Origin of the sequence: Pseudomonas sp., assembly GCF_050739995.1 — a bacterium.
Lineage (GTDB): Bacteria > Pseudomonadota > Gammaproteobacteria > Pseudomonadales > Pseudomonadaceae > Aquipseudomonas.
Genome location: NZ_JBOICG010000386.1, coordinates 1 through 7,325, shown reverse-complemented (window position 1 = coordinate 7,325; position 7,325 = coordinate 1). Strand labels below are relative to the sequence as shown.

At 59.7% G+C, this 7,325-nt stretch carries 7 protein-coding genes; 3 read left to right on the top strand and 4 right to left on the bottom strand.

The window, feature by feature from the left end; all coding sequences use genetic code 11:
• The first annotated feature begins 2 nt into the window (after positions 1 to 2).
• Positions 3 to 626, top strand: a complete 624-nt coding sequence (gene kynB, locus ACRESD_RS12925; protein ID WP_431751254.1) for an arylformamidase — start codon at positions 3 to 5, stop codon at positions 624 to 626.
• Positions 623 to 1,495, top strand: a complete 873-nt coding sequence (gene kynA, locus ACRESD_RS12920; protein WP_431751253.1) for a tryptophan 2,3-dioxygenase — start codon at positions 623 to 625, stop codon at positions 1,493 to 1,495. The genes kynB and kynA overlap by 4 nt, the downstream gene beginning before the upstream one ends.
• Before the next feature lie 142 nt (positions 1,496 to 1,637).
• Here kynA and ACRESD_RS12915 read toward each other — a convergent pair whose 3' ends face one another.
• The 4 genes from ACRESD_RS12915 to antA form a co-directional block, all read right to left on the bottom strand.
• Positions 1,638 to 3,038: an amino acid permease gene (locus ACRESD_RS12915; RefSeq protein WP_431751252.1), complete on the bottom strand. Its 1,401-nt coding sequence runs from the start codon at positions 3,036 to 3,038 to the stop codon at positions 1,638 to 1,640.
• Between the two features lie 70 nt (positions 3,039 to 3,108).
• The gene (gene antC, locus ACRESD_RS12910; RefSeq protein WP_431751251.1) at positions 3,109 to 4,116 is read right to left on the bottom strand and encodes an anthranilate 1,2-dioxygenase electron transfer component AntC; all 1,008 of its coding nucleotides are present in this window, start codon (positions 4,114 to 4,116) and stop codon (positions 3,109 to 3,111) included.
• 119 nt (positions 4,117 to 4,235) lie between these two features.
• Positions 4,236 to 4,727, bottom strand: coding sequence for an anthranilate 1,2-dioxygenase small subunit (gene antB, locus ACRESD_RS12905; RefSeq protein ID WP_431751250.1), 492 nt, complete (start codon positions 4,725 to 4,727; stop codon positions 4,236 to 4,238).
• Positions 4,727 to 6,118 (bottom strand): anthranilate 1,2-dioxygenase large subunit, encoded by a 1,392-nt coding sequence (gene antA / locus ACRESD_RS12900; protein ID WP_431751249.1) that lies wholly within the window; start codon positions 6,116 to 6,118, stop codon positions 4,727 to 4,729. Before antA ends, antB begins: the two co-directional genes overlap by 1 nt.
• A gap of 195 nt (positions 6,119 to 6,313) precedes the next feature.
• Between antA and ACRESD_RS12895 the strand changes: the two genes are divergently transcribed.
• Complete coding sequence (locus ACRESD_RS12895; protein WP_431751248.1) at positions 6,314 to 7,294, top strand: helix-turn-helix domain-containing protein; 981 nt, start codon at positions 6,314 to 6,316, stop codon at positions 7,292 to 7,294.
• The last annotated feature ends 31 nt before the right edge of the window (positions 7,295 to 7,325 follow it).

The following is a 7,325-nucleotide window of genomic DNA, read 5'->3' as shown; positions in this document are numbered from 1 at the left end:
ATATCAGCCCGCCCTTGAGTACGGCGACTCCGACCTGGCCGGGGGATACGCCGTTCCAGGAAGAGCGCGTGTGGCAGTTTGGCCCGGAGTGCCCGGTGAATGTCGGGCGTATCACCTTGTCGCCACACACCGGCGCCCACGTGGACGCGCCGCTGCATTACAGCGCAGACGGTGCGCCTATCGGCGAGGTATCACTGGATGTGTACATGGGTCCCTGCCGGGTGCTGCATTGCTTGGGTAGCGGCGCGTTGGTGCAGCCGCATCAGTTGGAAGGGCGTGTGGATAACTTGCCGGAGCGCGTGTTGCTGCGTACTTATCCACAAGCGCCGCTGACCGAATGGGATTCGAATTTCACCGCCATCGCTCCACAAACCATTGAGCTGCTCGCCAGCCTGGGGGTGCGCCTGGTCGGTATCGACACCCCATCCCTGGACCCGCAACAGTCCAAGACCATGGATTCCCACAACGCCGTGGCCCGCCATGGCATGGCGATTCTCGAAGGCATCGTGCTCGACGATGTACCGGAAGGCGACTATGAACTGATCGCCTTGCCGCTGCGTTTTGCCAACCTGGATGCGAGCCCGGTTCGCGCCATTCTCCGCCCGCTCAAGGAGCCCACGCGATGAGCCAGTGTCCCTTCTCTCCAGAATATAAGCCTGCCGACGGCCAGCCCCCTGAAGAATGGCATAACGCCGAACTGAATTTCTCCGAGTCCATGAGCTACGGCGATTACCTGGACCTGGGCAAAGTCCTCAGTGCCCAGCACCCGCTGTCGCCGGACCACAACGAAATGCTGTTCATCATCCAGCACCAGACTTCCGAGCTGTGGATGAAACTGATGCTCCACGAACTCAAGGCTGCCCGCGAACACGTGCGCCTGGGTGAGCTGCCACCGGCGTTCAAAATGCTTGCACGGGTGTCGCGGATCTTCGATCAACTGGTGCACGCCTGGGCGGTGCTGGCGACGATGACGCCATCGGAGTACAAGGCGATCCGCCCGTTCCTGGGGCAGTCGTCGGGGTTCCAGTCGTTCCAGTACCGAGAGATCGAATTTATCCTCGGCAACAAGAGCCCGGCGCTGTTGCGGCCTCATGCCCATCGTCCGGAACTGCTTCAGGAGTTGCAGGTGGCGATTGCCACACCGTCGCTGTATGACGAAGCGATCAACCTGATGATCAAGGCAGGCCTGACGATTGATCCGAAACGCGCCGAGCGCGACCCGACGGCGGCGACGGTTCATGATGAGTCCGTGGAGGCGGCATGGCGTGAGGTATACCGCGACCCGAACCGCTACTGGGACTTGTATCAGTTGGCCGAGAAATTTATCGACCTGGAGGATTCGTTCCGTCAGTGGCGCTTCCGTCATGTGACCACGGTGGAGCGGATCATCGGCTTCCAGCCCGGCACAGGTGGTACGGAAGGCGTGGGTTATTTGCGCAAGATGCTCGACACGGTGTTGTTCCCCGAGCTGTGGCGGGTGCGTTCCACGCTCTAAACAAAAAGCCCCGGATTACCGGGGCTTTTTCATTTGGAATGCATTCAAACCTGTGGGAGCTGGCTTGCCTGCGATGGCATCACCTCGGTCTCACTGGAAAACCGAGTCGCCTGCATCGCGGGCAAGCCCGGCTCCCACAGGGTTATTGCGTCACTGCAACCTTTGTATTTCTGATCCGCAACCGGTACGCCACATAGATAATCCCCACCCACACCGGCATGGCATACACCGACTCGCTGATGCCCGGAATCGCCAGCATCACACTGATGATCATCACCATGAACGCCAGGCACAGGTAGTTGCTGAACGGGAACCAGAAGGTCTTGAACGACGGCGTCAGGCCTTGCTCACCCATGGCCTTGCGGAACTTGATGTGGGTGATGCTGATCAGCGCCCAGTTGATCATCAGCGAGGCAACCACCAGCGCGAACAGCAGTTCCAGCGCACTTTTCGGTGCCACGTAGTTGACCACCACGCACAGCATCGTCACCAACGCCGAAATCGCCAGGGCGCGAATCGGCACGCCTTGCTTGTTCAGTTTCATCAGCGATTTCGGTGCATCGCCTTGCTCGGCCAGGCCGAACAGCATGCGGCTGTTGCAATACACGCCGCTGTTGTACACCGACAGCGCCGCAGTCAGGACTACGAAGTTGAGAATGTGCGCGGCGGTGTCGTTACCGATCAGCGAGAAGATCTGCACAAATGGGCTGCCGCTGTAGGCATCGCCCGACGCGCCGAGGGTTTGCAGCAGTTGGTCCCAGGGATACAGCGACAGCAGCACGGTCAGGGCGCCGACGTAGAAAATCAGGATCCGGTATACCACTTGGTTGATCGCTTTAGGGATCACTTTGCGCGGCTCACTGGCTTCGGCGGCAGTAATGCCCACCAGCTCCAGGCCACCGAACGAGAACATGATGAACGCCATGGACATCAACAGCCCCATGCCGCCATTAGGGAAGAACCCGCCGTGGCTCCACAGGTTGCTGACGGTGGCTTGCGGGCCGCCGCTGCCGCTGAACAGCAGGTAGCAGCCGAGCACGATCATGCCGACAATCGCCACCACCTTGATGATCGCGAACCAGAACTCGGCCTCACCGAAGAACTTCACGTTCAGGGTGTTGATGAGGTTCACCGCCACGAAGAACACCAGCGCACTGACCCAGGTCGGGATCTCCGGCCACCAGAACTGGATGTACTTGCCTACCGCCGTCAGTTCAGCCATGCCCACCAGCACGTACAGCACCCAGTAGTTCCAGCCTGCCAGGAAGCCTGCGTAACCCCCCCAGTATTTGTGGGCGAAGTGGCTGAAGGAACCCGCCACCGGCTCTTCGACGATCATCTCGCCGAGCTGGCGCATGATCAGGAACGCGATAAACCCGGCAATCGCGTAGCCGAGGATCATCGACGGTCCCGCCGACTTGAGTACCCCGGCCGAGCCAAGGAACAACCCCGTACCGATCGCCCCTCCCAAGGCGATCAGCTGAATGTGCCGGTTCTTCAGGCCACGCTTGAGGCCTACCGGGTTAACCATGTCATCCGCCATTAACATTCCCTTCTACTTGTTTTTCTTAGGGTAAGTGCACGCCGCATCTGCCCCTCAGAAGTACTGAGGGTCAGATATTACTCTGCGTAAACTTTTCGTAATACAGCTGAACGTCGTTAAGCGCCTGATCCGTCAGCCATTGTTGGATGGATTCGACCATTGGAGGGGGGCCACACAGGTACATATCCGCCGATCTGTCCCGCAATTCGGCCAGGTCGAAATGCTCGGTGAGGTAGCCGCGCTTGCCGGGCCATTCGGGCGACGGGTCACTCAATACCTCGGTGTAGCGAAAATCAGCGATTGTCGAGGCATAGCCCCGGATACGTTCTGCTTCGCACAAATCCTCGGCCCCACGTACGCCGTAATACAGGTGCACCGGTTGCGCGCAGCCGTTGGCAGCCAGCTCATCGAGCATGCCCAGCAAGGCCGATAGCCCGGTGCCTCCCGCTACCAACACCAGTGGTTTGGTGACGTGCCTGAGGTAGAAAGCCCCCAAGGGGGCTTCCATCAGCACGTCATCACCGACCTGACAGCGCTCGCGCAGGTAGTTGCTCATCACGCCATCCGGCAGCAGGCGCACCAAAAACTGCAACTGGTTGCCCGGAAGGTTGGCGAAGGAATAAGAACGCCAGCTGTCGGTGCCGGGAACCGACAGGCGGGCGTATTGGCCGGGGAGAAAATCCAGGGTCTGATCCAACTGCACCCGCAGGATCGCCGTGCTGGCCGACACCTGCTGTACCGCGCTCACCGCGCCGCGCACTTGTACTGGGCCTGGTGCATTGCACAGGCTCGAATCAAAGTCGAAGTAGAACGTCGCGTCGGACTTCACCCGGGTCTGGCAACTGAGCATTTTGCGTTGTTGCAGGTCGAGGCTGGAAAGCGCCTCGTCGTCCACATAGTCCTGGCTGTACTCGCCGGATTCGCAACGACCCTGGCAGGTGCCGCACACGCCTTCGCGGCAATCCAGCGGAATCTTGATGCCGTTGCGCAGGGCCGCATCCAGCAGGATTTCATGGGCACCCACCGGGAAGAACAGAGTCTTGCCATCGGCAAAACTGAAGGCCACTTTGTGATTCATCTTATTTGCTCGCAGAACCTTGTAGTGAGCGGGCTTGCCCCGCGCTGTGCTGCGTTGTGGCCCCAAAAGATGGGAGCGCTACGCACTTCAGCGCGAGGCAAGCCCGCTCACTACAGGGTTTATAGGTGATAGAAGTCCAGCACCGAGTTGATGGTGTCGTTGAGCAGCAGCGCATGTTTGCGGGTGATCAGCCAACTGTCGCCATTGGGTTTGAGGCAGTAGGTGGCCTGTCCATAAAACTGCTCCGACATGGCCAGGCGATAGAACAGCGTGTGCCAGTTCAACTTCACTTCCAGGGTGCCGCCTGCCTGCTCGGCAATACGCACGTTATTGATCAAGTGCAAGGTACGCGGCATCGGCGTGGCTGACGCCGCCTTACCGGTACGCAGGCGGAACACACGGTCTTCCAGGCCCGAACGGTTGGCATAGTAGATCAACGACATCTCACGCTTGGGGTCACGGGTGTAGACGTGTTCCGAGTCCCATTGCGGCAGGTGGAACTCACTTTGCGGGTCGAACAGTTGTACATAGGCGTCCCAGTCCTGGGCGTCGCACAGCTCGGACTTGCGGTAGAAGAACTGCTCGATCTGGTACTGCAGTTGCGCATTCATCACTTCACCTCCCGCAGTTTCAACGCTTGTTGATCGAGGCCGTTGAGCAGGAACTGCTGCCAGTTACGATGCTGGTTGACGTACAGGCCTTCGTGGGTGAATTCAGTGCCGGTCATCGCCGGCTGGATGCCAATGGCTTCGCTGTTTGGCGTGGGCCCGGTTTCCCAGCGGTGGCTGCCGCGAGAGATGTCGCTCCAGCGTTCAAGCCGGCCCTGGAAGCCGCGCTGGGCTTCGCGGAATTCCACCAGGTCATCCGGCGTGCCCATGCCGGAGACGTTGAAGAAATCTTCGAACTGGCGGATACGATTCTCGCGGTCAGCGTCGGACTCGTTCTTCACCCCCAGGCACTGGCTGATGATCTCGGTCTTGTTCCAGGCCACCGGGCGGATGATGCGCAGTTGGGAGCTGATCTGGTCGAGGAAGAACAGGCTCGGGTAGATATTCAGGTTGCGCAGACGGTGCATCATCCACTCGGCTTTTTGCTGGCCGTGTTCTTCCACCAGGCGCGGCATGATGGTGGCGTAGCCGGAACGCACGCTGGGGTTGGGCATGTCGCTGAACAGCACACTGTGACCGTTGTTGAAGGCGAACCAGCCGTCATCGGTATTGGCGTCGCCGGCGCCGAGCTTGCTGTAGTCCAGGGTGCTGGCCGACCCGCTGCCGTTCTCGGTGTTTACCTGTTGGCGGTGCTGCACCGTAGCCACGTAGTTGTAGTGCACGGTACTGACGTGATAACCGTCCAGGCCGTTTTCGTTCTGCAGTTTCCAGTTACCGTCGTAGGTGTAGGCGGATTTGCCCGGCAGCACTTCCAGTTCGCCGGTGGCGGACTGGGCGACCATCATGTCGAAAAATACTTTGGCGTCGCCGAGGAAGTCTTCCAGGCTGTCGGTGCCGTGCACGTCCAGGCTGATGAACACAAAACCTTTGTAGCTTTCGATGCGTGCTTTTTTCAGACCACGCGTGGCCTTGTCGAAACCTTCCGGGTATTCCCCCGGCGCCTTGACCTTCACCAGCCGGCCGTCGCTCTTGTAGCACCAGGCGTGGAACGGGCAGGTGAAGGTGGACTGGTTGCCCTTGCCGACCCGCGTCAGGGTGGTGCCGCGATGCTGACAGGCATTGATCAACGCATTGAGTTGGCCTTCGCCGTCGCGGGTGATGATCATCGGCTGGCGCCCGGCGCGCATGGTCACGAAGTCGTGGTTGTTGGCCAGTTCGCTTTCGTGGCAGGCATAGATCCAGTTCTTTTCGAAGATCAGTTCCATCTCCAGGTCGAACAGTTCCGGCTCGGTGAACATGTCCCGGGCAATGCGGAACACCTCGTCTGCCGGGCGAAAATCCAGGCAACTCTCGATAAAGGATTTCCACTGCTCGACGCTTCTTGCACCACTCATGGGAGGCACCTTTTTTGTTTGGGCTAATCGGTGGCTCATTAAAAGCAGTGCGCTTGGGCATGGGCTATCCGCTTAATCGGGGAAGCTGGGCCAAATAATTGGGGCGGGTGCCGGACGGCGGCGCAATGCGCTACTGTGATTGAACAGACGCGCCGCCAGAGCGCGCAAACGCCTAACCGCCGTGGGTGCACCCTGATGAGCAGCCAAACGATTCAACGTTTCGACCTGGAAGGTGCGCGTAGCTGGATGTGTGGCATCTGCGGGCCACACCGGCTGGCCACCGCCACGCCCGAGCGCTTGCGCTTTCACCACAGCGCCAACGTATTCAAGTCCCGCGCCACCACCTTGGGCGTGATCGAGTACGGCACTGACGTGACCATCGACATCGAAGACGCCGAGCACTTCAGCAGCTACAGTCTCAGCCTGCCGTTGGTGGGTGAGCAGGAATTGAGCAAGCACGGTTTACGCCTGAGTTCCAACCGCGACCAAGGCGTGATCATCTCGCCCAACGAGCACCAGGTCCTGGCGATTTCCGGTGACTGTCGCAAGCTGCAGGTGGTCATTACGCAGGCGGCTATGCGTGAGTCCCTGGAAGGTTTGCTGCAACGACCGATAGAAGCACCGCTGCGCTTTGAGTCGGTGATGGACGCAGTCGATGGCGCTTCGGCGTCGTGGTGGCGCATGGCGCGCTACATGATTGCGGAGTTGGAGTGCAGCAGCGAGCTGTATGAGCAGGCGGCGTTTACCCGGGACCTGGAAAGCTCGCTGATCAAGGGCCTGATCCTGGCCCAGCCGAATAATTACTCCGAAGAACTGCGCGACGTGCTCGGAGTGAAACTGCCGCACTACTTGATCCGCGCGCGGCAGTACATCCATGACAACGCCCGTGAAGCCATACACCTGGAAGACTTGGAGGCTGCCGCCGGTGTCTCTCGGTTCAAGCTGTTCGATGCCTTCCGCAAGTACTTCGCCCTGTCGCCCATGGCCTATCTGAAGAAGCACCGGCTGGGCGTCGTGCGCCAGGAAATCCTTGAACACGGTTCTACCCGTACGATTTCCGAAATCGCCCTGGGCTGGGGCTTTACCCATTTGGGACGGTTTTCGGCGGAGTATCGCAAGCTGTTCGATGAGTCACCGAGCCAGACCTTGCAACGCAAGCGCCTGCGCACTATCTGAACTCGATGAAGCTCCAAATGTGGGAGCGGGC